This window comes from Microbacterium sp. KR10-403 (genome assembly GCF_040196215.1).
Taxonomy (GTDB): Bacteria; Actinomycetota; Actinomycetes; order Actinomycetales; family Microbacteriaceae; genus Microbacterium.
Map to the genome: position 1 here is coordinate 222077 of NZ_JBEGDC010000003.1, position 23872 is coordinate 245948.

Here is a 23872-nt window from a genome sequence, read left to right on the forward strand (position 1 = left end):
ACCCGCTCACGCCACCGCCAGTCCCCCGCGTGCGACGATCTCGGCGATCTGCTCGCCGATGAGCGCCAGCCCGATCACGATCATCGCCGCCCCGGCGATGCGTGAGATCATCCGGGCCGTGCGGGGGCGCGATCCGAGCACGCGGTCTGCGACGGCGCCGAGCACGAGATAGAACGTGCCGCAGAGCGCGATGAACACGACGCCGAGCACCACCAGCTGCACGGCGACGGGCCAGGTGGCGTCTGCACGGGCGAACTGCGGCAGGATCGCGACGAACAGCAGCAGCCCCTTGGGGTTCAGCGCGCTCACGCCCATGCCCTTCACGACGTACGAACGCCGCGAGAGGACGGGGCCGCCCGCGAGCGGCACCGCGCTCGGACGATGCAGGATCCCGACACCGAGATACACGAGATACGCGGCGCCCACGACGGTGAGCACCAGGAGGAACCAGGGGGCCGAGGCGACGATCGGCCCGACACCGGCGGCGATGATCGCCGTGAGCACGAGGTAACCGCCCATGAGCCCGGCCACGGCAGGCAGGACGACGTGATGGTGGATGCCGCTGGCCAGGACGAACGCCCAGTCCGGCCCAGGCACCACGATCAACGTCAACGCAAGTCCGGCGAAGGCGAGAAGCAGGCTGATCTGCATGTCGTTCCTTTCCCTCAGAGGGAAAGTTAGGCGAGAATCGCCGGGAAGTGCTGACCAATTCGCCTTCTGGTTTCGCGATGCGAGGGAAGAATATGGCTGTGGACCGTCTCGACAGGAAGATTATTGCGGAGCTGCAGGGAGAAGGCCGCCTCAGCATCACCGAACTCGCTTCCCGGGTGGGGCTGACGGTCTCCCCCGCCCAGCGTCGGGTGCGCGATCTCGAACGCGCCGGGGTCATCCGGGGCTATCGCGCCGTGGTCGACCCCGCGGCGCTCGGACTGCACTTCGAAGCCCTCCTGTTCGTCACCATGAAGCAGGCCGATCGCGAGACCCTCATGGCGTTCGAAGAGGCCGTGGCAGGCATCCCGAACATCCTGCTGGCGCAGCGGCTGTTCGGCGATCCGGACTACCTGCTGCGCATCTCGACCACCGACCTCGACGCGTACGCGCGCCTCGAAGACGATGTGCTCGCCGCCCTCCCCGGTGTACAGCGGCTGAACTCCACCCTGGTCATGAAGAACATCGTCGTCGACCGCCCCTACCCGTCCGAAGGGTGACCGCTGCCCCGAGTGCCGCTGCGGCGGCATCCGCCCCTCACGCCACCAGCACGTAGTCGAACCGCGCGCGCCCGCCCAGGCGCGGCACCCGCATCGGGTCGACCGTCGCCGGAGGGATGAACCACACCTTCGCTTTCACGCCGGTGCCCTCGATGCGGATCTCCCACCCGTTGTCGTGGACGCGATGATGACACGGCTCACACAGCAGCACGCCCTTGTCGATGTCGGTTCTGCCGCGGTCTCGCGCCCACCAATCCAGATGATGGGCCTTGGTCATGCCCGGTGGACGGTGACACATCGCGCAGCCGCCGTCGCGTTCGACCAGCGCGAGCTTCTGCGCCGGGGTGAACAGCCGCTTCCTTCGACCCCAGTCGAGGATCTCGCTCCTGCCGCCGAGGACACACGGGATGACGCCGGCCGAGCTGGCCAGCAGTCGCGCCGAACCCGCCGAAAGCGGCTCGTCGAGTCCGTCGATCTCGGCGACGCCGATGCCGTCGACGAGCGTCTCGAGGTCCATCCGGACGACGACCGTGGTCGTGTCGAGCGGCAGGTCGTTGTGGGTGCACGAGATCGCGTGCTCGGCCAGCTGGATGAGCGCATCCATCTGCCGCTGCGGCGCCGTGCGCCGCGTCGCGTCGTCATCCTCGATGACATCGGCGCGCGCCGCGCGGAAGTCAGCGCTCACGATCGCCTCGAGCGCCGCTTTGACCGGCGCTCCCCTGCTCGCCTCGACCTTGCCGTCGAAGCAGAGGAATCCATCGCGCTCGTACATGCTCAGCGCGTCTTCGCCGCGGCGGTCGCGCTCGGCCGGTTCGAGCCCGTCGGGGTCGAGCCAGGCCTCCGCCCGACGCACGAGCGCGCGCACGTCATCGAGCGGCAGCCCGGGTGCCTGACCGGCGAGGATCTTCTCGGCCGTATCGCGCGCCTCGACACTCGTGCGAAGCGCGACCCGGTCGAGCATCGTCACGATGTGGCCGGCGGCCACGGCGCCCAGCCGGCCCTCGGCGACAGCCTCGGCGACATGCGGATGGAGCGCCGGCATCGCCTCGCCGATCAGCGACAGTCGCGGCGCTATCGCCTTGCCGACGCCGATGAGCCTCTTCGCCTCGCCGTGGCCGATGCCGGTCACGGCGGCGAGGAGAGATGCCGCATTGCGATACCCCTGTTGCTTCGCGAGCGAATCGGCCCCGAGCTCGGACCGCGAGGCCCGATCGACCTCGGCGGCCACCGTCGCCCGTAGTCCGTCGAGGCGTCGCCCGATCACCCCGAGCGCTTCGACCGCGGCCATCAGCTGCGCCGGTGCAAGCTCGTCCACCCCGCCGACGACCCCACGCGGACCCGTCAGACGATCGCGCAGCGCGCCCATCGCCATCTCGAGCCCACGAACAAGGTCTTCCATACCTTCTATAGTACGTGCGTTCGATGATAAATCAAGAGAAAATGCATTTGATCAGCCTATCTGTGGATAACACGTTATCCACAGCCCGCATTGTAGAACAGGTTAATTACGAAGATAGCAACCACTCACACGACCGACGCCCGCCGAGAGCCGCGGCGTGACAGGATCGACCCCATGACCGCCGAACTCGTGCAGTGCCCGACGTGCGGCGTCGAGCGCGACGCCGCCGCTCCTCCCGCCGTGTGCCCGATCTGCGCCGACGAGCGCCAGTACGTCTCGCCCGACGGCCAGCGCTGGATCGCCCCCGATCGCGAGTCCCCCATCACCCTGCGCGAGCTCGAGCCCGGTCTCTGGGGCCTCGAGGTCGCCGGGGGCGTGGGCATCGGTCAGCTCGCGAAGGTCATCGCCACCGCCGACGGCTGCATCATGTACGACGTGCCGGCGGCGATCACTCCCGAAGCCGTGAGCGCCGTGCGCGCACTGGGCCCGATGCGCGCGATCATCCCCTCGCACCCGCACATGTTCGGGCTGCAGTCGCTGTGGTCGGCGGCGCTGGGCGACGCCCCCGTGTGCGTCTCCGAGGCCGACCTCGAGTGGCTGGGGCGCCGCCCGACCGCACTCACGCCGTGGAGCGGCATCCTGAACCCGATCCCGGGCGTGACGGCGTCACAGCCGGGTGGACACTTCCCCGGCAGCAGCGTCGTCCACTGGGAGGGCGGCGACGGCGCGGGCGTGCTGCTGGCCGGTGACACCATCATGGTCAACCCCGACCGCGCCACGGTGTCGTTCCTGCGCTCGTATCCCAACCGCCTGCCGCTGTCGGCCGCGGTCGTCGAGCGCATCGCCGCGCACGTCGCGCGCTACGACTTCGACCGCATCTACAGCAACTTCTCATTGCGGATCGAGCGGGATGCCGCGGCCGCCGTGCAGCGCTCGGCACAGCGCCACGCGAGCTGGGTGCGCGGCGAGTTCGACCATCTCACCGGTCCGGGCTGACGCGGATCATCCTCCCGGACGACGCGCATGCATCGCCCGGCGGATGCGCACGCGCGCACGCGCGTGAGTGAATGGAGACATGCAGAACCCGCTCATGCCAGGTGCGCGCGCAGGTACCGACCGGTGACGCTCTGCGGGTCGGCGGCGACCTCGGTCGGCGAGCCGGTCGCGACGATGCGCCCGCCCTCCTCGCCGCCGCCCGGCCCCATGTCGATGAGGTGGTCGGCGTTCGCGATCACGTCGAGGTCGTGCTCGATGACCACGACCGTCGCGCCGCGATCGAGCAGCCGCTGCAGCACGCCGATGAGCACCCGCACGTCGAGCGGATGCAGACCGACCGTCGGCTCATCGAAGACGAACAGCGTGTGCTCCTGCGGGCGCCCGAGCTCGGAGACGAGCTTGAGCCGCTGCGCCTCGCCGCCCGACAGCGACGGTGTGGCCTCGTTCAGCGTGAGGTAGCCGAGGCCGACGTCGCGCAGCGCCTCGAGCCGGGTGCGCACGGCCTTGAGGTGCCCGGTGTGCTCGACGGCCTCGGACACCGTCATGGCCAGCAGTTCGGGCAGCGCGAGGCCCTCGGCGCCGTCGCCCGCACGACGCCGATACTGCTGCGCGGCCGGGGCGTAGCGCCGCCCTTCGCAGGCCGGGCACTCGATCGTCACGTCGGGCAGGAACTGCACGTCGAGCGTGATCTCGCCGGTCCCCTCGCAGCGCGGACACCGCAGCGAACCGGTGTTGTACGAGAAGTCCGAGGCCGTCAGGCCGTCGCGCACGGCCTCGTCGAGCCGGGCATAGGCGCGCCGCAGGTCGTCGAGCACACCCGAGTACGTGGCGACGGTGGATCTCACGTTGATGCCGATGGGAGTGGCATCCACCACGTCCGTCTTCTCGATGCCTCCTGGGGACAAGGACACCACGTGGGCGGGAAGCTGCCCGGTGTTCTCTGCCTGCAACGCGGGCACGAGGCTCTCGAGCACGAGCGTGCTCTTGCCCGAGCCCGAGACCCCGGTCACGACCGTCAGCCGGCCGACAGGGATCTCGACGTCGAGCGCGTGGACGGTGTGCAGCGGCCGCGTGCGCAACCGGATCGCTCCGCGATCGAACACGCTCTCCGCCGGCTCGCGCACGGCCACGCGCTCGCGGCCGGTGAGGAATCCGCCGATGAGCGACGCCGGATCGGCACCGATCTCGCCGACGGTGCCCGTGGCGATCACGGTTCCGCCCTCGCGCCCGGGGCCGGGCCCGATCTCGATGAGGTGGTCGACGCCGCGCAGCACGAGCGGGTCGTGGTCGACCAGGACCACCGAGTTTCCCTCCGCGCGCAGGTCGTCGAGCACGCCCTGCAGTCCGGTGATGTTCGAGGGGTGCAGGCCGATCGAGGGCTCGTCGAGCACGTACAGCACCCCGGTGGTCTCGTTGCGCACCGAGCGTGCGAGCTGCACCCGCTGCCGCTCACCCGTCGACAGCGTCGCGCTCGCGCGGTCGAGCGTGAGGTAGCCGAGGCCGAGGTCGAGCAGGCGACGCGTCATGCCGAGCAGTGTGCGGATGAGCACGTCGGCCATCGGATGCATCTCGGGTGGGAGCGTGGTCGTGACGGTGGGCGCCCACGCGGCGACCGCGCTGAGGGTCTGGGCCGTGGCATCCGCCAGATTCATGTCGCCGATCCGCGGGGCGCGCGCCGCCGGTGAGAGCCGTGTGCCGCCGCAGGCCGGGCACGTGCGCTCGGTGAGGAAGCGGCTGACGCGGGCGAGGCGCTTCTCGTCGACGGCGCGCTTGAGCTCCTCGGTCACGGTCAGCCGCGCGTTGCGGAACGTGAAGTCGAGGTCGTGCACGCCCTTCTTCGACGTGACCGTGATGTGCTTCTTCTCCTCGGGGCCGCCGAGGATGATCTGCTTCTCGCGGTCGGTCAGCTCGCGCCACGGCACGTCGATGCGCACACCGAACTCGCGCGCGATGAGCGGCTGCACATTGAACCCGAACATCTGCCACGGGATGACCGCGCCGTCTTCGATGCTCATGTCGGGATCACGGATGAGCGCAGCGTCGTTCACATCGCGCACGGTGCCCGTGCCCGAGCATTCCGGACACGCACCGGCCGAGTTGAACGCAAGCGCTTCCGCACCGGGAGCGGAGAAGTGGATGCCGCAGACCGGGCACTCGAGCGGTTCCTCTGCCGCGACGGCCAGGGTGGGTGGATTCCGGTGCCCATTGGGGCAGACGTGCGATGCCAGGCGCGAGAACATGAGGCGCAGCACGTTCAGCAGCTCGGTCGACGTGCCGAACGTCGACCGCACGCCGGGCACGCCCGGCCGCTGGCGCAGCGCGAGGGCTGCCGGCACATGTGTGACGCGCTCGACGGCGGCGCGCGGCGCCTGGCTCATGCGCCGACGCGTGTAGGTGGAAAGCGCCTCGAGGTAGCGGCGCGAGCCCTCGGCGTAGAGCACGCCCATCGCGAGCGACGACTTGCCCGAGCCGGAGACGCCGGCGATGCCCACGAGCTGCTCGAGCGGAACGTCCACGTCGATGTCGCGCAGGTTGTGCACGCGCGCTCCGCGCACCTCGATCGCACGGGGGTCGGTCATGGGTCAACGGTACGGGGTGGGTGCGACAACGCGGCGTGGGGCGTCGAGGTAGGCGCCCCAGGGTCGGACCGACGCGTTCACCGACTGCCCGCGGACGGGCCGAGCGCCGCGCGGCCCGCGTCGGTCATGCGTCCGGCTTCTTCGAGCTCGGCCGCGATCCGTCGGTTCCGTTCGGATGCCGTCCCGCGCACCCGTCGGGGCGAGAAGCGTTGGAGGTAGGACTGTGCGTCGTAGGCGTGGCGGGTGCTCTCACTCCACCCGAAGGCGATGCCTTCGACGAGCAGATCGCGGAATGTCACACTCCGCCGCGACGACGTCGCACGCTGCAGCCTGACCCAGACGCCAGGATGAGCGGCGCCCGCCTCTTCGAGCCACATCCGCAGTCGGGTGGGGTCTTCGAACGCGACGACCTCGAGGCCCTCGTGCACTTCGCTCATGCGGCAAGTATCGCGACGGGCACCGACATCCACCCCCATCCGCGCGGGCGCTCACGCCTCCGGGATGACGAGGCCCGTGCTCATCGGGTCGCGCAGGTCGGGGTCGGGCCCTGACCGCACCCCGGTGTCGAGCGCGTCGATGCGGGCGAGCTCGTCCGCGCTGAGCACGATGTCGAACACGTCGAAGTTCTCGGAGATCCGCGCAGGGTTCACCGACTTGGGGATGGCCGAGCGCCCCTGCTGCACATGCCAGCGCAGCATCACCTGGGCGGGGGTCTTGCCGTGGCGCTCGGCGATCTCGCCGATCACCGGATCGGTGAGGGTGGTGCGGCCATCCTCGCGCCCCCAGCCGGGGTAGAACGTGATGCCGCCGATCGGAGACCACGCCTGCGTCACGATGCCCAGCGCCGCGTTCGCCTCCTGCACGGCATGCTGAGCGAAGTACGGATGCACCTCGACCTGATTGATCGAGGGCACGACCTCGGTGCGCTCGCGCAGCGCGGCGAGATGGGCGGGCATGAAGTTGCTCACGCCGATCGCCCGCACGCGCCCCTCGGCGAGCAGGCTCTCCAAGCCCTTGTATGCGGCGATCGTGGCGTCGAAGTGCATCGGGGCGGGCTGGTGCAGGATCAGCAGGTCGAGCTGCTCGACGCCGAGCTTGCCCGCAGCCTTCTCGAACGCATGCCGCGTCTCGTCATAGCCGTAGTCGGTGGCCCATACCTTCGTCTCGATGAAGACCTCGGAGCGGTCCAGGCCGGACCGACGGATCCCCTCGCCGACCTGGCGCTCATTGCCGTAGGCGGCCGCGGTGTCGATGTGCCGGTAGCCGACCCGCAGCGCCTCGGCGACGGCGGCGGCTGTCTGCTCGGGCGGCGATTGGAAGACACCCAGGCCCAGTGCGGGCATCTCGACGTGGTTGTTCAGCGTGATCGTGGGAACACTCATGTCGTCAGCGTAGGGAAGCCGAAGCGCCCGCCGGGAGGGCCTGACGGTACCCCTCAGCTGCGGGAACCGCGGGGGTCGCGCACGGTTCGCGGGCGGGATGCCGCGACCGCCGGATCCGCGCGATGAGGGGTCTCACCAGAGCCTCCCTCCCACGGGCGGGCCGGTGCACAGTGGAGACATCGGCTTCCCCGAGCCGAAGAGACGAGGCGGACAGATGACGTGGACAGACGAGGAACTCGACGCGATCGGCGCCGCGGGCGAGTTGACGATCGCCACCGAGCGCGCCGACGGAACGACGCGCACACCGGTGCCGATCTGGGTCGTGCGCGTGGGCGATGAGATCTTCGTGCGCTCGTGGAAGGGTTCCGGCGGCGCCTGGTTCCGTCAGGCGACGCGGCTCCCGCGCGCCCGCATCCAGGCGGGCGGCGTGGACAGGGCAGTGCACCTCACGGCGACCGACCCCGCGCTGCGCGCGAGCATCGACCGGGCGTACTACGACAAGTACGGCCGAGGCCCGTACGTCGACGCGATGGTGACGGACAGCGCCGCCGCATCCACCCTCACGCTCGCTCCGTGACCACAGACCGAGAAACGTCGGAAGCCCCCGACAAGCGGGGGCTTCCGACGTTCAGTGGACCTAGGGGGATTCGAACCCCCGACCTCTTCATTGCGAACGAAGCGCGCTACCAACTGCGCCATAGGCCCGTGAACCTCAGAAAGATTATCACGTCCGCGGACGTGCTCCTAACCGAGGGCACCGGCGTCAGGCCGGCGTGACGGTGGTCGTCATCACCAGTGACTGCGGATCCGGAAGGGCCAACGTCACCTGCACCAACGCGAACTCGGAGAGGGATGCCGCATGCGTGCCGCCGCACAGGAATCCCACCGTCGCCTCGGGCAGATCACACTCCCATCGGCGGCGATCGACGATCGTTGTGCCCTCGGTGACGACCCGGCTGACGGCATCCGTCGCCGTCCACTCAGCGAGCTGGGCATTGATCCGATCCTGCCGGTCGGCGAGCTCGGCAGCGAACGTCTCGGAGTCGAAGCCGGCCTTGCGCAGGCTCTTGCCGAGCCGGTACTCGTCGACGCTGCCGTCGGGATGGATGCTGCTCGACTGGTTCGCGCGCGCCTCGAAGTTCGGGTGGCCGAGAGGATCGGTGCCGGGGTCTTTGCGCCACAGATCGGCCAGCGCCGCGTCGAGCGCCAGCGAGGAGAGGTGGCACGCGGTGTGACCGCGGCTGAGGGCGGCGCGGCGTGCGGCATCCACCTCCGCCGTCACGGTCGCGCCCTCGGCGAGCCAGGCGGGCGTGGGCTCTGCGAGCCGGTGGCCGACGAGCCAGGTCCACCCCTCGGTGCCGCGCTTGACCGGGATGTCGCGGCCCGTGAACAGCGTGCCGTCGGTGTCTTCGGCGGCCATGACGGCCTCGACGACCTCGACCTCGTGACCGGCCGCACGCAACACGCCGGCGTCGCCGGGCTGGTCTGGCCACGTGTGGTCGACGGGGTGGAACGGCGTGGTGTCGAGGATCACGACGTCGCCGGCGACGCGGGTGACCGTCGCCTCTCCCGTGGTGGCTCCGGAGGGGAAGGTGACGACGGTGTCGGGCATGAGACTCCTTGTGGGTGTGCGGATGTCAGGCTATCAACCGATGTCGTAGACCCCGTCTACGGTGGGGTGACCTGCTCTGAGGAGGAATCATGGTCACGCTCGGCAACATCGTGTTCTACGCGGAGGATCCGCCCGCGCTGGCGCGCTTCTGGTCGGATGTGTTCGGCTACCCGTACCAGGAGTTCGACGGCGATCTGAAGGCGCAACTGCTGGCGTCGGGTCTCACCGAGGCCGACCTGGGGAACCGCGGCCTGGTCGAAGACCCTGAGGGCGTCGGGCCGCGCATGTTCTTTCACCACGCCGACGGGCCGAAGGCGGGGCGCAACCGCATCCATCTCGATGTCACCGTGCCGCATGAAGGGCCCGGCACGCGGCTGGAGCAGCTCGACGCCGAGAAGGACCGCCTCGTCGCGCTCGGCGCATCGGTGGTGCGGCTGGTCGACCAGCAGTGGGGCCCGTGGCCCGAGCTGTACTACCAGCTGCGCGACCCCGAGGGCAACGAGTTCTGCCTGCAGTGAGGTGCGGACCGGCCCGCCAGACCGGCGAACGCGGCGAGACCGACGAGCGCCACCAGACCGGCCAGCGCCGCCAGACGAGCGAGCACCGCCCCGCTCAGGCCGTGACGACCTGCGCGGCGCCGAGGGCGGCATCCGGCCCCATCTCGGCCGCGATGCGATTCGCCTCGGCGATGAGGGTCTCGACGATCTCCGACTCGGGCACCGTGCGGATCACCTGGCCCTTCACGAAGATCTGCCCCTTGCCGTTGCCGGATGCCACGCCCAGGTCGGCCTCGCGGGCCTCGCCGGGTCCGTTCACAACGCATCCCATGACGGCCACGCGCAACGGCACCGTGAGGTCTTTGAGCCCCTCGGTCACGGACTCGGCGAGCGTGTACACATCGACCTGCGCGCGCCCGCACGACGGGCACGACACGATCTCGAGCGTCCGCTCGCGCAGCCCCAGCGACTGCAGGATCTGCAGGCCGACCTTGACCTCTTCGACCGGCGGTGCCGACAGCGACACCCGGATCGTGTCGCCGATCCCCTCGCCGAGCAGAATGCCGAACGCCGTCGCCGACTTGACCGTGCCCTGCAGCGCCGGCCCTGCCTCGGTCACGCCGAGGTGCAGCGGCCAGTCGCCACGCTCGGCCAGCAGCCGGTATGCCTTGACCATGACCACCGGGTCGTGATGCTTGACGGAGATCTTGAAGTCGTGGAAATCGTGCTCCTCGAACAGCGAGGCCTCCCACACCGCGCTCTCCACGAGCGCCTCGGGAGTGGCCGTGCCGTACTTCTCGAGCAGCCTCTTGTCGAGCGATCCGGCGTTCACGCCGATGCGCAGTGAGACGCCGGCATCCTTCGCCGCCTTCGCGATCTCGCCGACCTTGTCGTCGAACTGCCGGATGTTGCCGGGGTTCACGCGCACCGCGCCGCAGCCGGCATCGATCGCCTGGAACACGTACTTCGGCTGGAAGTGAATGTCGGCGATCACCGGGATCCGGCTCTTGCGCGCAATGATCGGCAGGGCGTCGGCGTCGTCCTGACTGGGCACCGCGACGCGCACGATGTCGCAGCCGGCGGCGGTCAGCTCGGCGATCTGCTGCAGCGTCGCATTGATGTCGGTCGTGGGCGTCGTCGTCATCGACTGCACGGTGACCGGGGCGTCTCCCCCGACGAGCACATCGCCCACATGGATCTGCCTGCTCTTGCGGCGCGGCGAGAGCACGGCCGGCACATGCGGCATCCCGAGGTTCACAGCTGGCATCCGCCCAGCCTACGCCGCGCAGCATCCCCCGTTCCCTGACGTCACACGTGCACGCCCGTGGCGCGCACTGTGGTAGTTTCACCCCATGTTCGCGAACACCTCCTGGTGGCCCACCCGCTGAGGCGGTGTGTTCGCGTACGATCCCACGACCGCCCCGACGGGCGGTCTTTTCGTTGGCCGTCCTCCCCTCATGAAAGGCCGGCGATGACACCGACCGACGTGCCCGCCCTCCTGGCCGCGCTGCGCGAGCAGCCCTTCGCGCTCCTGGCGCGCGACCCCGACACCGTCGAAGTGCTCACCGGCGAGGTCGTCGACGTCGACCTGCTCGCCGACATCCCACTGGTGGATGCCGCGGGCACCGCCCGCGAGGTGCTGGCGCTCGTCCCGTTCCGCCAGGTGCGCGAGCGCGGGTTCGCCTGCCATGACGACGACGCGCCGCTGCGGTGCCTGGTCGTCGACCGGCACCAGGCGCTCCCCCGCGCCGACGTCGTCACGGCCCTGCCGACGGCGGCTGTGCCGCTGGGAGACGCCGGCTTCGACATCCCCGACGACGACTACGCCGAGACGGTGCGCACCGTCATCCGCGATGAGATCGGGCGCGGCGAGGGCGCGAACTTCGTGATCCGCCGCGACTTCACCGCCGAGGTCACCACCGACTCGCACACGGCCGCCCTCACCTGGTTCCGGGCCCTTCTCGAGCACGAGCGCGGCGCCTACTGGACGTTCCTCATCTCCACGCCGGGGCACATCGCCGTCGGCGCGAGCCCCGAAGCGCACGTGAGCGCCCAGGACGGCGTGGTCACCATGAATCCGATCTCGGGCACGTTCCGGCATCCCGCCGGCGGCGCCACCGTCGCGACGCTGCGCGAGTTCCTCAGCTCGACGAAGGAGACCGAAGAGCTCTTCATGGTCGTCGACGAAGAGCTCAAGATGATGAGCGCCGTCTGCTCCGACGGCGGCCGCATCACAGGCCCGCACCTCAAGGAGATGTCGCGCCTCACGCACACCGAGTACGTGCTGCGCGGCCGCAGCCGGCTCGACCCCCGCGACATCCTGCGCGAGACGATGTTCGCGCCCACCGTGACCGGCTCGCCCATGCAGAACGCGTGCACGGTCATCACCCGGCACGAGCAGACCCCGCGCGGCTACTACTCGGGCGTCGCCGCCCTGTTCACCCCGCGCGAGACGCTGACCGTCGACGACGCCACGCACGACCTCGACGCGCCCATCCTCATCCGCACTGCGTACCTGGAGGACGGCCGCCTGCGCGTGCCGGTCGGCGCCACGCTCGTGCGCCACTCCGACCCGTACGGCGAGGTCAGCGAAACCCACGGCAAGGCGGCCGGAGTCCTCGGCGCGATCGGCGCCGTCGAACGCGACCTGAAGGCCGAAGCCGCCGACGACGACCAGCCCGCCGCCCCGCGCCGCCTGCTGGCCGACGACCCCGAGATCGCGGAGCAGCTGGCGTCGCGCAACGCGCGCCTGGCCCCGTTCTGGCTGACTCCGCAGGGCACCGACGCCGACACGCCGTTCGCCGGACGCAGCGCGCTCGTCGTCGACGCCGAGGACCGCTTCACCACGATGCTCGCGCACCAGCTGCGCCACCTCGGGCTCGAGGTGCGGATCGTGGGGTGGGATGCCGCCACCGACGCCGAGGTCGACGTCGCCGATCTGGTGGTCGCCGGTCCCGGCCCGGGCGATCCGCGCGACACGTCCAGCCCGCGCATCGCACGCATGCGCGAGGTCGTCGCCCGACGCCGTGCGGCCGGCGCGCCGCTGCTGGCCGTGTGCCTGAGCCATCAGATCCTCGCGGACACGCTCGGCATCGACCTGCAGCCGCTCGCACAGCCGCATCAGGGGCTGCAGAAGACCATCGACGTGTTCGGCGAGCAGGCCTCGATCGGCTTCTACAACACGTTCACCGCGCACGTCGCACCCGGCACGACGACGGTGGACGGCGTGGAAGTGGCCGCCGACGACACCGGCGACGTGCACGCATTGCGCGGCGCCCACGTCGCTTCGGTGCAGGGACACCTCGAGTCGATCCTGTCGCGCGACGGCATGCGCACGCTCGAGCGGCTGGTCGCCCACGCGATAGCTCGTTGAGCGAGGGCCGAAGGGCCCGAAACGCCGCTACTGCCCGAGCAGCGAGATCGGGTTGACCAGGTCGGCGAGGATGAGGATGCCGCCCATCACCACGAGCGCGATCACGACGATGAACGTGACGGGCACCAGCCGGGTGGCGTCCACCGGCTTGGGCGGCGGGCGCCGGAACAGCTTCGACCACGCCCGCTTCGCGCCGTCCCACAGCGCGACGACGACGTGACCGCCGTCCAGCGGCAGCAACGGCACCAGGTTGAAGACGAACAGCGAGACGTTCAGCGACCCCAGCAGCAGCAGGAAGAACGACACGCGGTCGAGGATCGGCGCACTCGACGACGCCGCCTCGCCGGCCAGCACGCCCACGCCCACGGGCGAGAGCGGGCTGTTGGGGTCGCGCTCTCCGCCGGTGACCATCGAGTGCACGACGCCGTAGAGCTTCTGCGGCAGCTGCACGATGATCTCGGCGACCGCGCCGACGTTCTGGCCGGTCATCTGCACACCCGACCAGATCGGCTGGTGCACATACGCGACCTTCGATGTGATGCCCGCGAAGCCGACCGTCTGCCCGTTCACCTCGCGCGCCGCGGGCGTCAGTGTGAGCGTCTTCTCGACACCGTCGCGGCGCACCACGACGGGGATCGCCGTGTCGGCCGACTTCTGGATGAGCGCCGACGCCTCGGCGAACGTGTCGACGGGGGTGCCGTCGACCGAGACGATCTCGTCGCCCGCTTCGAAGCCCGCCTCGCTCGCCGGTGAGGCGGGGTCGGATGCCGCGCACGAGGTCGCGGTCGTGTCGGCGGGCAGGCACTGGCTGACCTGGGCGACCGTGGTGGTCGCGGTCTGCACGCCGATACCCGACAGCGCGATCGTGAACAGCACGGCCGCGAGCACGAGGTTCATGATCGGCCCACCGAGCATGATGATCACGCGCTTGTAGACCGGCAGCCGGTAGAACACCCGGGCGTCGTCATCGCCCTCGAGCGTCTCGTCGTTGGCGGCGCGGGCATCCTGCACCATCGTCGCGAAGAAACCGCCGCCGGCGCGTCCGCCGCGCGCGGCCTCCTTCGGAGAGGGCGGATACATGCCCGCCATCGAGATGTAGCCGCCGAGCGGAATCGCCTTGAATCCGTATTCGGTCTCGCCCTGGCGCTTCGACCAGATCGTGGGGCCGAACCCGATCATGTACTGGCCGACGCGCACGCCGAACTTCTTCGCGGGCAGCAGGTGGCCCATCTCGTGCAGGGCGATCGAGACGGCAAGACCCACGAGCATCAGGACGATGCCGATGACGAAGGCGAGGACGGTCACGGTCCCACAGGCTACCGGGAGCGGCTTTGAGTCTGCCGTGACGTCTACGCTGGAGGCGTGGATCCACACGCCGACCGCCGAGTGCGCGCGCTGCGCGGCGTCGTCGCGTCGGCGGTGACGGTGCTGCTGGCGGCCCTCGCCCACACCGTGGCGGGCGGCGACGCACCCGCGCCGCTGCTGCTGGGCGTCGCGGCGATCCTCGCCGCTCCCCCGGCGGTGGCCCTCGTCGGCAAACGCCCGTCGGCGCTGCGCACCACCGCGGCGGTGCTCGTCGCACAGCTCGTCTTCCACGGCGTGTTCCTGCTCTTCGGCAGCGGCGCGACGACATCGTTCACCGGCGGCGACCACACCCACATGGCCGGTCACATGGTGATGACCGGCGCGCCCGTCATCGCGCAGGACCCGATGTCGTTCGCGCACCTCGTGACGGCGGTCGTCACGGTCGCCATGCTGCATCGTGGCGAGTGGATGCTGCGCGCAGCGGGCCGCGGCATCCATCGTCTCCTCCCCCTGCGCGTCGTGCGTCCCCCGCACCCACTGACCGTCCGCCGCGTGCGGGCGGTGTTCCGCGCACCGGTCCCGCGGGCTGTACTGCTCGTGGCCGACATCGGGCGTCGTGGGCCGCCGCGGGCGGCCTGACCATCTCCCCGCGGTTCCGCACCTCGTGCGGTCGCCCTTCGGCGACCCGTCGTGCGGCCGCACCCTCGCGCGCACGCGCGCACAGACACGAAAGAGAACCCATGACCCGCACCCATCTGCCCACCCGCATCGCGCTCGGCGTCGCGGCCGGGGCCGTCCTCGCCGTCGGCGTACCGCTGGCGGCCTCGGCCCACGTCGAGGTCGATCCCACCGACGCGCCAGCCGGGGCCACGACGCCGCTGACCTTCGGCTTCCACCACGGCTGCGACGATTCGCCCACAACCTCGCTGACCATCACGATCCCCGACGGCGTGGGCAACGCGACCCCCGTCTACCAGGGCGGCTGGACGATCGACCGCACGCTCGGCGACGACGGCACGCCCACCTCGATCACGTTCACGGCCGACGCGCCGATCGAGTCGGGGGTCGCCGCGTCTGTGGGAGTGGACGTGCTGTTCGACACCTCCGCGAAGGGCGAGACCATCGCGTTCCCCGTCGAGCAGAAGTGCGTGGTCGGGTCGACCTCGTGGAGTCAGATCCCGAAGCAGGGGCAGACCCGCGACGACCTCGACAACCCCGCGCCGGCGGTGACGATCGGTGCCGCACTGGCCACCGACGACGGCGACGGCACGACCGCCGCGACGACCGACGAGGCGAAGGCCGATCCCGTGGCGCGCTGGCTGGCCGGCGGCGGGCTCGTCGCGGGCGTCGCCGCGCTGGTCCTGGCCGGGCTGGGGCTGCGGCGGCGGTCCGTCAAGAACTGACCGTCGCGCTCGCCCCGTCGCGGTGTGCGCCGCGGCGGGGCGAGCGGGCCGGACCGTCGGGGCCTTCTCAGTAATGAGAAGATAGAGCGGCCATGATCGACGCCTCTGCTGCAGCATCCAATCTGCCTCCCGTGCTCCGTCCCGAGCACCCTCCCGTCCGCTCGCTCGCCGAACTCGCTGACCGCGTCGGAGGCGAGGTCCGCGGGGATGCCGCCGGCGTCACCCTCACCGGTGTCACCCTCGCCACCGCCGATCTGCGCGCGGGCGAGGCGTTCGTCGCCATCCGCGGCGTGAATCGGCACGGCGCCGAGTTCGCCGCCGCCGCTGCCGCGAAGGGCGCCGTCGCCGTGATCACCGACGCCGAGGGCGCCGACGCCGCTGCCGATGCAGGACTGCCGATCGTCGTCGTCGACGATCCGCGCTCACGGCTGGGCGAGCTGTCGGCGTGGGTCTACGGCACCGGCGCCGACGACGAGCTGCCGCTGCTGCTCGGGACGACCGGCACCAACGGCAAGACGAGCGTGTCGCACATCCTCGAGGGCATCCTCGACCAGCTCGGCGTCGTGACCGGCCTGTCGTCGACCGCCGAACGGCACATCGCGGGCGAGGTCATCGTGTCGCGGCTCACGACCCCCGAGGCGTCCGAGTTCCATGCCCTGCTGGCGCTCATGCGCGAGCGCGGTGTCGAGGCCGTCGCCGTCGAGGTGAGCGCCCAGGCGCTGAGCCGGCACCGCGTCGACGGGCTGATGTTCGACGTCGCGGCGTTCACGAACCTCAGCCACGACCACCTCGACGACTACGCCGACATGCACGAATACTTCGAGGCGAAGTTGCCGCTGTTCCGGCCCGACCGGTCGCGGCGTGCGGTGATCTGCCTCGATTCGGCGGCGGGGGCGGATGTCGCGGCCCGCTGCGAGGTGCCCTACGAGACGATCATCACCCCGGCGATCGCCGTCGACCCCGACGCGGACGCCGACTGGCGCGTCGACATCGTCGAAGAGCGCCAGACCGGCACGCGCTTCACGCTCACCGCGCGCGACGGCCGGTCGCTGACCACCATCGTGCCGACGATCGGGCGGCACATGGCCGCCAACGCCGGGCTTGCGATCGTCATGGCACTGCAGGCGGGCAACACCTGGGAGCGTCTGGTCGCCGCCCTGGACGGCGAGCGGATCGAGGCGTACCTGCCCGGGCGCACGCAGCTGGTGTCGGGCCCCGAGGGGCCGGCGATCTACGTCGACTTCGGGCACTCCCCCGACGCGTTCGAGAAGACCTTGGCCGCCGTACGCCGCGTCACGCCCGGCAAGGTCGTGATGCTGTTCGGCGCCGACGGCGACCGTGACGCCTCCAAGCGCTACGACATGGCGCGCACCGCGGTGGAGGGCAGCGACATCCTCGTGGTGACCGACCACCACCCGCGCTTCGAGGACCCCGATGCGATCCGCGCGACGCTCGTCGCCGGGGCGCGGAAGGCGCGGCCCGATGCCGAGATCCACGAGTTCACGCCGCCCGAGCGCGCCATCCGCGAGACGGTGAAGCTCGTCGGTGACGGCGACGCGGTGCTCTGGGCGGGGCCCGGGCACCAGGACTACCGCGACATCCGCGGACGCCGCGCGCCCTACTCGGCCCGCGAGCTCTCGCGCCGCGCGCTGCGCGACGCCGGCTGGAGCGTGCCCGACCCGGTGTGGCCGGTGCCGTACCCCGAGGACTCGACCCCGGCGTCCGACCCCGAGCGTCCCGCCTGAGGCGCGCGCACGCCGGCGGCTGAGCCCTTTCGTTCAGCAGTCAGTTCCGACGGGTCTCCCGTCGTCGCGCTTGCAGAAGCTGACTGCTGAGCAGGTGGACCCCCAGTTCAGCAGTCAGTTGTGACCGGTCGGGCGCCCGAACGGCCGCAGAACGCGACTGCTGAACATGGGATGCCGCGGGCCTCGGCATCCGCCTCACCCGCTGTCGAGCAAGCACTTCCTGACGACGTACTGACCCGTCGGCTCAGCGCTCCGCGACGATCGCGCGGTCGGCGGCATCCCGCGCCCACCGCTCCGCCTCGGCCAGCGTCTCGCGATCGACCGCGTCGGGCGCCTCGTGCGCATCGACGACACGGGCGATCGTGTCGACGATGCCCGTGAACGGCAGACGCCCGTCGTGGAAGGCGTCGACGGCCTGCTCGTTGGCGGCGTTGAACACCGCAGGGTAGGTGCCACCGGCACGCCCCACGCGCTTGGCGAGGGCTACGGCGGGAAAGGCCTCGCCGTCGAGCGGTTCGAAAGACCAGGTGGATGCCGCGGTCCAGTCCAACGGCCGGCCGACACCGCCCACGCGATGAGGCCAGTCGAGCCCGAGCGAGATCGGCAGCCGCATGTCGGGCGGTGAGGCCTGCGCGATCGTCGACCCGTCGACGAACTCCACCATGGAGTGGACGATCGACTGTGGATGCACGACCACGTCGATGCGCTCATAGGGCACGTCGAACAGCAGGTGCGCCTCGATGACCTCGAGTCCCTTGTTCACCAGGGTCGCGGAGTTCGTCGTGACGACCCGGCCCATGTCCCAGGTGGGGTGCGCCAGCGCCTGCGCGGGCGTGACATCGGCGAGCTCGTCGCGGGTGCGTCCGCGGAACGGACCGCCCGAGGCCGTCAGCACGAGGCGCCGCACCTCGGCGTGCGTGCCGGCGCTCAGCGCCTGCGCGATCGCGGAGTGCTCGGAATCGACCGGAACGATCTGGCCAGGCGCCGCCAGGTCGGTGACGAGCCGGCCGCCGACGATGAGCGATTCCTTGTTGGCCAGGGCCAGGGTCCGGCCCGCCTCGAGCGCCGCGAGCGTCGGACCGAGGCCGACCGATCCGGTGATGCCGTTGAGCACGACGTCGGCGTCCACGTCGCGCACCAGCTGCTCGGCCTCGGCCGCTCCCAGCGCGGTGTGGGCGACGCCGAACTGCGCGGCCTGGGCGGCCACGGCATCCCGATTCGTCCCGGCGGCGAGCCCCACCACCTCGAACCTCTCCGGGTTCGCCCGGATCACGTCGAGGGCCTGCGTGCCGATGGAGCCGGTGGAGCCGAGGATCACGACGCGACGCATTCCCCCACCTTACGGCCGCGACGGGCGGGCATCACCGCACCCGATACACTCACCGAAGCGAAAGGGGTCCGATGCCAGCACCCGCGGTCAGCGTCGTCGTACCGGTGTACAACCCGGGCCCGTTCATCCGGCCGCTGCTGGACTGCCTCGACGCACAGGTGCCCGTCGACGACGGCTTCGAGGCCGTCCTCGTGGACGACGGCTGCACCGACGGCACCGCGACGATGCTGGATCGGTGGTGCGCCGCGCGCGAGTGGGCGCAGGTCATCCACCAGCCGAACTCCGGCTGGCCGAGCAGGCCGCGCAATGTCGGGATCGGCGTCGCACGCGGCGAGTTCGTGTTCCTCGTCGACCAGGACGACCGGCTCGCCGACGATGCGCTCGCGCTCATGGTGCGATTCGCCCGGGAGAACGACAGCGACGTGATCCTCGGCCGCATGGTCAGCGTCGGGCGCAAGGTGCCCGCCCGCGTGTTCGCGCACACCGTGGCCGACGCCCGGCCGCCGAAGGTGCCGCTGCAGGACAGCATGACCCCGCACGCCATGTTCCGGCGGTCGTTCCTGGACGAGCAGGGCCTGCGGTTCGACGAGCGGGCCCGTCGCCTCGAGGATCACCTCTTCCTCACCGCGGCGTACACCCGCGCACGGCACGTGTCGATCTACGCCGACGACCCGATCTACCTGCACGTCGCGCGCTCGGACGGCGGCGGAGCCGGGTACGTGTCGTACGACCCCCACGAGTACTACCGCGATCTGAGCCGCGCGATCCGCATGATGCTCGACGCCGTTCCGCCCGGCGCGGAGCGCGACGCGTATCTGGGCCGCTGGGTGCGTCGCGAGCTCACCGGACGGCTGTCGTCGGATGCCGTGCGGTGGCTGCCTCGGGAACGGCGGGACGCCTTCTTCCACGAGATCGCCGACACCCTGCGCACCGTGCTGCCGCAGGGCACCGTGCGCCGGCTGCCGGCCACCTGGCGCTGGCCCACCGCGCTCGCGCTGGAGGCGAGCCCCGACGAGTTCCTGCGCGCGGAGGACCGCCTCGCGACCTCGCAGCGCGCGCAGGTCGCAGACCTCGCTCCCGAGGTGCTGTGGGCGCAGGATGTCGCGCCCGACACGCTCGCGCGTGCACGGGCGCATCTGCCCGCCGACGAGAAGCCGCCGGTCACCCGCGCGCCGGTCGGCCGCACGGGGGCGCTGCGCCGGCGTGCGGAGCTGGTCGGGCTGCGCGTGCTCGCGCGCACCGGGCTGCATCGCCGGCTCGTGGCCTGGGGGCGGACGCCCGTCGTGCTCGCCCGGCAGGCATGCGCTGTCGTCGCCCCGGTCGCGGCGGTCGCGGCATCCCTCACCGCCCTCGCCGGAGCGGGCGGCGCCTCGGTCGTGCTCGTCGCGGTGGCAGGTGCCGCCACGGCCCTCCTCGCCGCGCGCTCGACCGCCGGGTGGCCGACGGCCTGCCGGCTCGCACTCGGCCTCATGCCGGCGGCGGTGCTCGCCGTCGGCTCAGGGCCCGGCATCGCCGCGGTCGCCGTCACCGCCGCGCTGGTCGGCGGCGCATGGATCGACGATCACCGCGGGCGCCGGTCCGATGTGCGCGTGCACGCCGGTGCCGCCTGGTGGCGACGGCCGGGGCGCATCGCGGTCACGACGGCCGCCCTCGCGATCGTCGAGATCGCGCTGACGGCCGCGCTGGCCCGGGCTTAGGAAGCCTTCTGCGCGCCGATGATGTCGATCACGAAGACGAGGGTCTGACCGGTCAGGTCGTCGTCGTTGATCTCGCCCTCGCCGTAGGCCGACGACGGCGGCAGGACCGCGACGATCTGCGAACCGACGGTCTCGCCCTCGATCGCCTTGCTGAAGCCGTCGACGACGCCGGTGCCGACCTGCTGCACCGTGAACGGCGTGCTGCCCCAGCTCTTGTCGAAGGTCTTCTTCGAGTTCCAGGAGACGCCGTAGTACTGCACGAGCACCGCGTCGCCCTCGGCGACCTTGACGCCGTCGCCCTTCTTCAGGGTCTCCTTCTCGAACTTCGTGGGCATGTCGCCGCTGGGCAGGGTCACCGAAGGCGTGCCGTCGGTGGCGAGCTTCACGGTCGGGAAGCCGTCCTTCGGGGTCTGCTCCTCGCCCCATGCGGCCTGCGGCACGACCTTGAGCACATCGAGCACGTCGACGGTCGAGGGGTAGTCCTCATCGCCGGGCATGGCGGCGACGACGCGGCTGCCGACGGTCGCACAGCCGAGCACCTGGCCCAGTGTGCTCGATGCCGACACCTGCTGCGGCAGCAGGCTGCCCTCGCTCTGGCCGATGGCGCCGTTCTTCTCGCCCGTCTCGGCGTTGTACTCGGTCAGTGCGAACTGGATGAAGTCGCCGGCCTTGATCTTGTCGCCGTCGCCCTTGGTGACCACGGTGCTCTGCAGGGCGGTCACGTCGAGCGGCTTGTCGAAGCTGACCTTCGCCACGTCGCCCACCTTGCCGCTGACCTTGACCGCCTCGGACGCCTTGCCCGACGCGACCTGCGCCGTGCACAGGTCGGGAGCGGCCGTGGTCGTCGGCGAGCCCGACGCGTCGGGCTCGGACTGCGCCGAGCAGCCGACGAGCGTGAACACGGCCAGAACGGCAGCGGCGGACAGGGCGATGATGGGGCGGGTGCGCACAGAGAACCTCGAGATGTCGGGGACGGACTCTCCATCTTCGCGCACTTTCTCAAGACCAAGCTGAGAATCGGGATGCCCCGGGCATGCCGATCGGGGAATGAGAACGGCTGTACCCTCGATAGGTGACAGAACCGGAGACGTCCGAATCCGACGCACCCACGCCCGCGTCGCCGAACAGCATCGGATTCGCCTACGCACTCGGTCGCTTTCTGCTGACGCCGCTGGCCCGCGTGCTCTACCGCCCGCACATCATCGGCCGCGAGAACGTGCCGCGCACCGGGGCCATGATCTTCGCGAGCAATCACCTGTCGTTCATCGATTCGATCGCGATCCCGGTGGCCGCACCCCGCAACGTCCGCTTCCTCGCGAAGGCGACGTATTTCGAGGGCAAGGGCCTGGGCAACAGGCTCAGCGCGACCTTCTTCACCGCGATGGGGGCGAGCCCGGTGCGGCGCGGGGCAGGGCAGGCGGCGCTGGAGGCGCTCGACCAGCAGAAGCAGCTCCTCGAGCAGGGCGAGGCGATCGCACTGTACCCCGAGGGCACCCGCTCTCTCGACGGCCGCCTCTACAAGGGGCGCACCGGCGTGGCGTTCCTGGCGCTGCAGACCGGCGCCCCGGTCATTCCGGTGGGGCTGACCGGCACCGACAAGATCATGCCGGTGGGGGCGCGGATGCCGCGGCTGAAGCCGCGCGTGACGATCCGCTTCGGCGAGCCGCTCGACGTTACCGCGCACGGGCCGGCGACCTCCGGCCGCGCGCGACGGCTGGCGACCGACGAGATCATCGAGGCGATCCACCGGCTCAGCGGGCAGGAGCTCGCCCACGCCTACAACGAGGTGCCCGCGCAGACGCCGATCGAACGGATCAGGCAGGCTCTCCCGCACGAGCGACGCTGATCTCGGCGGGTTCGACGCGCACCGGGAAGTTCACCGAGTTCGCGATGAAGCACCACTCGTGCGCCTGGTGGTGCGCGGTCAGGGCGGCATCGATCATGGATGCCGCGGCCACCGTCACCCGCGGGCGCAGCACCACCTCGGTGAAAGCTCCCCCGCCCTTGCCGTCCTCGGTCATCAGTGCGGTGGCGTCGTCGGTGTAGCCGGTGATGACGACCCCCACGCCCACGCACGCGTGCAGGTACGAGAGCAGGTGGCATTCGCTGAGCGCCGCCAGCAGCATGTCTTCGGGGTTCCACCGCGACGGGTCGCCGCGGAAGGGCTTGTCGGCCGATGCCGGCAGGTCGGGCTTGCCCTCGCTGCGGAGCGTGACGAGCCGGTCGTAGTCGCGGTACCCGCTGGTTCCGGTGCCCCGGTCGCCGGTCCATTCCGCCTGCACACGGTAGTGATGTTCGCCGAGCATGGCACCAGTGTGGCATGGGTGCGGCGCTAGGCTGGAGGGCGTGTCGCAGACGTTCCCCGCAGCAGCAGCCGTGGAGCTCGCCGTCGTCGAGCGCAGCGGTTTCATCGAGTCCCGGCACGTCGGCGCGGCCATCGTGCTCGGCCCCGACGGAGAGGTGCGCAGCGAGTACGGCGACACGTCCGCGGCCATCCTGCCGCGCTCGAGCCTGAAGCCGCTGCAGGCACTGGCCTGCGTGGCCGCGGGCGCCGAGCTGACCGGCCCGCACCTGGCCGCGGCCACCGCGAGCCACACGGGCACCGACCGGCACGTCGGCCTGGTGCGCGACGTGCTTGAGATGGCGGGGCTGGGCGAAGACGACCTGGGCTGTCCGCCGGCCTGGCCGCAGGACGGCGCGACCCGCGACGAGATGCTGCGCGACCACGGTCAGCCGGCCCGCATCCGCATGAACTGCTCGGGCAAGCATGCCGCCATGCTGCTCGCGTGCCGGCGCACCGGCTGGCCGACCGAGGGCTATCTCGACCCCGAGCACCCGCTGCAGGTGCAGATCCGTGAGCTCGTGGAGCGGATGACGGGCGCGCGCGTCGCGGCGACCGCGGTCGACGGGTGCGGCGCTCCGGTGCACGCGATCACCCTCGCCGGGCTCGCGCGGGCGATCCACCGCATCGCGACCTCATCGTCGACCTCGCCGTTCGCGCTGCACCGCAATGCCGGCGCCCTCGTGCGCGCCGCGCGGGAGAACCCGTGGGTGATCGCCGGTCCCGGGCAGCCCGACACCATCGCGATCGACCGCCTCGGGGTGTTCTCGAAGGGCGGCGCCGAGGGCGTGCACGTGATGAGTGCACCCGACGGCACGACCGTGGCGCTGAAGATGCTCGACGGGTCCGGCCGCGCGACGGCCGCCGTCGCCCTGCGCCTTCTCGAACTGGCGGGGGCCCTCGCCCCCTCAGACGTGTCCGACACCCTGTCACAGCTACCGCTGGCCGTCACGGGCGGCGGACGGGACGTCGGCACGATCCGACCGGCGTTCTAGCGAACCGGCG

At 71.0% G+C, this 23872-nt stretch carries 22 protein-coding genes and 1 tRNA gene; 11 read left to right on the forward strand and 12 right to left on the reverse strand.

All coding sequences use genetic code 11. The features are described 5' to 3' along the window. Positions 1 to 6 precede the first annotated feature (6 nt). Positions 7 to 651, reverse strand: a complete 645-nt coding sequence (locus tag ABMQ42_RS07800) for a LysE family translocator (protein WP_349722352.1) — start codon at positions 649 to 651, stop codon at positions 7 to 9. Positions 652 to 749: 98 nt separating this feature from the next. Between ABMQ42_RS07800 and ABMQ42_RS07805 the strand changes: the two genes are divergently transcribed. Then, a complete protein-coding gene (locus ABMQ42_RS07805) occupies positions 750 to 1208 on the forward strand; it encodes an Lrp/AsnC family transcriptional regulator (protein WP_349722353.1) in 459 nt (152 codons plus the stop codon). A gap of 37 nt (positions 1209 to 1245) precedes the next feature. Here ABMQ42_RS07805 and ABMQ42_RS07810 read toward each other — a convergent pair whose 3' ends face one another. Next, positions 1246 to 2607 carry an HNH endonuclease gene (locus ABMQ42_RS07810; RefSeq protein ID WP_349722354.1) on the reverse strand — a complete coding sequence of 454 codons (1362 nt, stop codon included), beginning with the start codon at positions 2605 to 2607 and terminating at the stop codon, positions 1246 to 1248. A gap of 174 nt (positions 2608 to 2781) precedes the next feature. On the opposite strand from ABMQ42_RS07810, the gene ABMQ42_RS07815 reads away from it, so the two are divergent. Further along, positions 2782 to 3603 carry a hydrolase gene (locus ABMQ42_RS07815; RefSeq protein ID WP_349722355.1) on the forward strand — a complete coding sequence of 274 codons (822 nt, stop codon included), beginning with the start codon at positions 2782 to 2784 and terminating at the stop codon, positions 3601 to 3603. A 92-nt stretch (positions 3604 to 3695) separates the two neighbouring features. Here ABMQ42_RS07815 and ABMQ42_RS07820 read toward each other — a convergent pair whose 3' ends face one another. From ABMQ42_RS07820 to ABMQ42_RS07830, 3 genes are all read right to left on the reverse strand, one after another. After that, on the reverse strand, positions 3696 to 6182 hold the full coding sequence (locus tag ABMQ42_RS07820; protein ID WP_349722356.1) for an excinuclease ABC subunit UvrA: 2487 nt from the start codon (positions 6180 to 6182) through the stop codon (positions 3696 to 3698). 77 nt (positions 6183 to 6259) lie between these two features. Then, positions 6260 to 6619 carry a YdeI/OmpD-associated family protein gene (locus ABMQ42_RS07825; RefSeq protein ID WP_349722357.1) on the reverse strand — a complete coding sequence of 120 codons (360 nt, stop codon included), beginning with the start codon at positions 6617 to 6619 and terminating at the stop codon, positions 6260 to 6262. 51 nt (positions 6620 to 6670) lie between these two features. Further along, complete coding sequence (locus ABMQ42_RS07830) at positions 6671 to 7564, reverse strand: aldo/keto reductase (protein WP_349722359.1); 894 nt, start codon at positions 7562 to 7564, stop codon at positions 6671 to 6673. Positions 7565 to 7778: 214 nt separating this feature from the next. Between ABMQ42_RS07830 and ABMQ42_RS07835 the strand changes: the two genes are divergently transcribed. After that, positions 7779 to 8141, forward strand: coding sequence for a DUF2255 family protein (locus ABMQ42_RS07835; protein WP_349722361.1), 363 nt, complete (start codon positions 7779 to 7781; stop codon positions 8139 to 8141). A 55-nt stretch (positions 8142 to 8196) separates the two neighbouring features. On the opposite strand, the gene ABMQ42_RS07840 is transcribed toward ABMQ42_RS07835, so the two are convergent. Continuing rightward, positions 8197 to 8269, reverse strand: a tRNA-Ala gene (locus ABMQ42_RS07840). 58 nt (positions 8270 to 8327) lie between these two features. Then, positions 8328 to 9176 (reverse strand): hypothetical protein, encoded by an 849-nt coding sequence (locus ABMQ42_RS07845; protein WP_349722363.1) that lies wholly within the window; start codon positions 9174 to 9176, stop codon positions 8328 to 8330. A gap of 89 nt (positions 9177 to 9265) precedes the next feature. On the opposite strand from ABMQ42_RS07845, the gene ABMQ42_RS07850 reads away from it, so the two are divergent. Further along, positions 9266 to 9694: a VOC family protein gene (locus ABMQ42_RS07850; protein ID WP_349722364.1), complete on the forward strand. Its 429-nt coding sequence runs from the start codon at positions 9266 to 9268 to the stop codon at positions 9692 to 9694. Positions 9695 to 9788: 94 nt separating this feature from the next. On the opposite strand, the gene ispG is transcribed toward ABMQ42_RS07850, so the two are convergent. Next, complete coding sequence (gene ispG / locus ABMQ42_RS07855) at positions 9789 to 10919, reverse strand: flavodoxin-dependent (E)-4-hydroxy-3-methylbut-2-enyl-diphosphate synthase (protein ID WP_349722711.1); 1131 nt, start codon at positions 10917 to 10919, stop codon at positions 9789 to 9791. Between the two features lie 225 nt (positions 10920 to 11144). On the opposite strand from ispG, the gene ABMQ42_RS07860 reads away from it, so the two are divergent. After that, complete coding sequence (locus ABMQ42_RS07860; protein ID WP_349722365.1) at positions 11145 to 13046, forward strand: anthranilate synthase family protein; 1902 nt, start codon at positions 11145 to 11147, stop codon at positions 13044 to 13046. 27 nt (positions 13047 to 13073) lie between these two features. Here ABMQ42_RS07860 and ABMQ42_RS07865 read toward each other — a convergent pair whose 3' ends face one another. After that, entirely contained in the window at positions 13074 to 14351 is a 1278-nt protein-coding gene (locus ABMQ42_RS07865; protein WP_349722367.1) for a M50 family metallopeptidase, read from the reverse strand. A gap of 57 nt (positions 14352 to 14408) precedes the next feature. Between ABMQ42_RS07865 and ABMQ42_RS07870 the strand changes: the two genes are divergently transcribed. The 3 genes from ABMQ42_RS07870 to ABMQ42_RS07880 all read left to right on the forward strand — a co-directional run bounded on the left by ABMQ42_RS07870 (position 14409) and on the right by ABMQ42_RS07880 (position 17499). Beyond that, positions 14409 to 14990 carry a hypothetical protein gene (locus ABMQ42_RS07870; protein ID WP_349722368.1) on the forward strand — a complete coding sequence of 194 codons (582 nt, stop codon included), beginning with the start codon at positions 14409 to 14411 and terminating at the stop codon, positions 14988 to 14990. 101 nt (positions 14991 to 15091) lie between these two features. Next, positions 15092 to 15754 (forward strand): YcnI family copper-binding membrane protein, encoded by a 663-nt coding sequence (locus ABMQ42_RS07875; protein WP_349722369.1) that lies wholly within the window; start codon positions 15092 to 15094, stop codon positions 15752 to 15754. Positions 15755 to 15846: 92 nt separating this feature from the next. Further along, a complete protein-coding gene (locus ABMQ42_RS07880) occupies positions 15847 to 17499 on the forward strand; it encodes a Mur ligase family protein (RefSeq protein ID WP_349722371.1) in 1653 nt (550 codons plus the stop codon). A 244-nt stretch (positions 17500 to 17743) separates the two neighbouring features. On the opposite strand, the gene dxr is transcribed toward ABMQ42_RS07880, so the two are convergent. Then, on the reverse strand, positions 17744 to 18829 hold the full coding sequence (gene dxr / locus ABMQ42_RS07885) for a 1-deoxy-D-xylulose-5-phosphate reductoisomerase (protein ID WP_349722372.1): 1086 nt from the start codon (positions 18827 to 18829) through the stop codon (positions 17744 to 17746). A 71-nt stretch (positions 18830 to 18900) separates the two neighbouring features. On the opposite strand from dxr, the gene ABMQ42_RS07890 reads away from it, so the two are divergent. Then, positions 18901 to 20526, forward strand: coding sequence for a glycosyltransferase family 2 protein (locus ABMQ42_RS07890; RefSeq protein WP_349722374.1), 1626 nt, complete (start codon positions 18901 to 18903; stop codon positions 20524 to 20526). Here ABMQ42_RS07890 and ABMQ42_RS07895 read toward each other — a convergent pair. Next, entirely contained in the window at positions 20523 to 21476 is a 954-nt protein-coding gene (locus tag ABMQ42_RS07895; RefSeq protein ID WP_349722376.1) for an FKBP-type peptidyl-prolyl cis-trans isomerase, read from the reverse strand. The genes ABMQ42_RS07890 and ABMQ42_RS07895 overlap by 4 nt on opposite strands. Positions 21477 to 21598: 122 nt before the next feature. On the opposite strand from ABMQ42_RS07895, the gene ABMQ42_RS07900 reads away from it, so the two are divergent. Further along, positions 21599 to 22372, forward strand: a complete 774-nt coding sequence (locus ABMQ42_RS07900; RefSeq protein ID WP_502884646.1) for a lysophospholipid acyltransferase family protein — start codon at positions 21599 to 21601, stop codon at positions 22370 to 22372. Here ABMQ42_RS07900 and ABMQ42_RS07905 read toward each other — a convergent pair. After that, a complete protein-coding gene (locus ABMQ42_RS07905; protein ID WP_349722377.1) occupies positions 22341 to 22832 on the reverse strand; it encodes an OsmC family protein in 492 nt (163 codons plus the stop codon). The two genes, ABMQ42_RS07900 and ABMQ42_RS07905, sit on opposite strands and share 32 nt — an antisense overlap. A gap of 40 nt (positions 22833 to 22872) precedes the next feature. On the opposite strand from ABMQ42_RS07905, the gene ABMQ42_RS07910 reads away from it, so the two are divergent. Beyond that, on the forward strand, positions 22873 to 23862 hold the full coding sequence (locus tag ABMQ42_RS07910; protein ID WP_349722378.1) for an asparaginase: 990 nt from the start codon (positions 22873 to 22875) through the stop codon (positions 23860 to 23862). Positions 23863 to 23872 lie beyond the last annotated feature (10 nt).

What these genes read in the sequence shown, in the direction of transcription:
- ABMQ42_RS07815 (WP_349722355.1), top strand. Translation starts at nt 2,782, where the DNA reads ATGACCGCCGAACTCGTGCAGTGCCCGACGTGCGGCGTCGAGCGCGAC.
- ABMQ42_RS07800 (WP_349722352.1), bottom strand. Translation starts at nt 651, where the DNA reads ATGCAGATCAGCCTGCTTCTCGCCTTCGCCGGACTTGCGTTGACGTTG.
- dxr (WP_349722372.1), bottom strand. Translation starts at nt 18,829, where the DNA reads ATGCGTCGCGTCGTGATCCTCGGCTCCACCGGCTCCATCGGCACGCAG.
- ABMQ42_RS07905 (WP_349722377.1), bottom strand. Translation starts at nt 22,832, where the DNA reads ATGCTCGGCGAACATCACTACCGTGTGCAGGCGGAATGGACCGGCGAC.
- ABMQ42_RS07875 (WP_349722369.1), top strand. Translation starts at nt 15,092, where the DNA reads ATGACCCGCACCCATCTGCCCACCCGCATCGCGCTCGGCGTCGCGGCC.
- ABMQ42_RS07810 (WP_349722354.1), bottom strand. Translation starts at nt 2,607, where the DNA reads ATGGAAGACCTTGTTCGTGGGCTCGAGATGGCGATGGGCGCGCTGCGC.
- ABMQ42_RS07830 (WP_349722359.1), bottom strand. Translation starts at nt 7,564, where the DNA reads ATGAGTGTTCCCACGATCACGCTGAACAACCACGTCGAGATGCCCGCA.
- ABMQ42_RS07845 (WP_349722363.1), bottom strand. Translation starts at nt 9,176, where the DNA reads ATGCCCGACACCGTCGTCACCTTCCCCTCCGGAGCCACCACGGGAGAG.
- ABMQ42_RS07850 (WP_349722364.1), top strand. Translation starts at nt 9,266, where the DNA reads ATGGTCACGCTCGGCAACATCGTGTTCTACGCGGAGGATCCGCCCGCG.
- ABMQ42_RS07860 (WP_349722365.1), top strand. Translation starts at nt 11,145, where the DNA reads ATGACACCGACCGACGTGCCCGCCCTCCTGGCCGCGCTGCGCGAGCAG.
- ABMQ42_RS07820 (WP_349722356.1), bottom strand. Translation starts at nt 6,182, where the DNA reads ATGACCGACCCCCGTGCGATCGAGGTGCGCGGAGCGCGCGTGCACAAC.
- ABMQ42_RS07880 (WP_349722371.1), top strand. Translation starts at nt 15,847, where the DNA reads ATGATCGACGCCTCTGCTGCAGCATCCAATCTGCCTCCCGTGCTCCGT.
- ABMQ42_RS07825 (WP_349722357.1), bottom strand. Translation starts at nt 6,619, where the DNA reads ATGAGCGAAGTGCACGAGGGCCTCGAGGTCGTCGCGTTCGAAGACCCC.
- ABMQ42_RS07890 (WP_349722374.1), top strand. Translation starts at nt 18,901, where the DNA reads ATGCCAGCACCCGCGGTCAGCGTCGTCGTACCGGTGTACAACCCGGGC.
- ispG (WP_349722711.1), bottom strand. Translation starts at nt 10,919, where the DNA reads ATGCCGCATGTGCCGGCCGTGCTCTCGCCGCGCCGCAAGAGCAGGCAG.
- ABMQ42_RS07835 (WP_349722361.1), top strand. Translation starts at nt 7,779, where the DNA reads ATGACGTGGACAGACGAGGAACTCGACGCGATCGGCGCCGCGGGCGAG.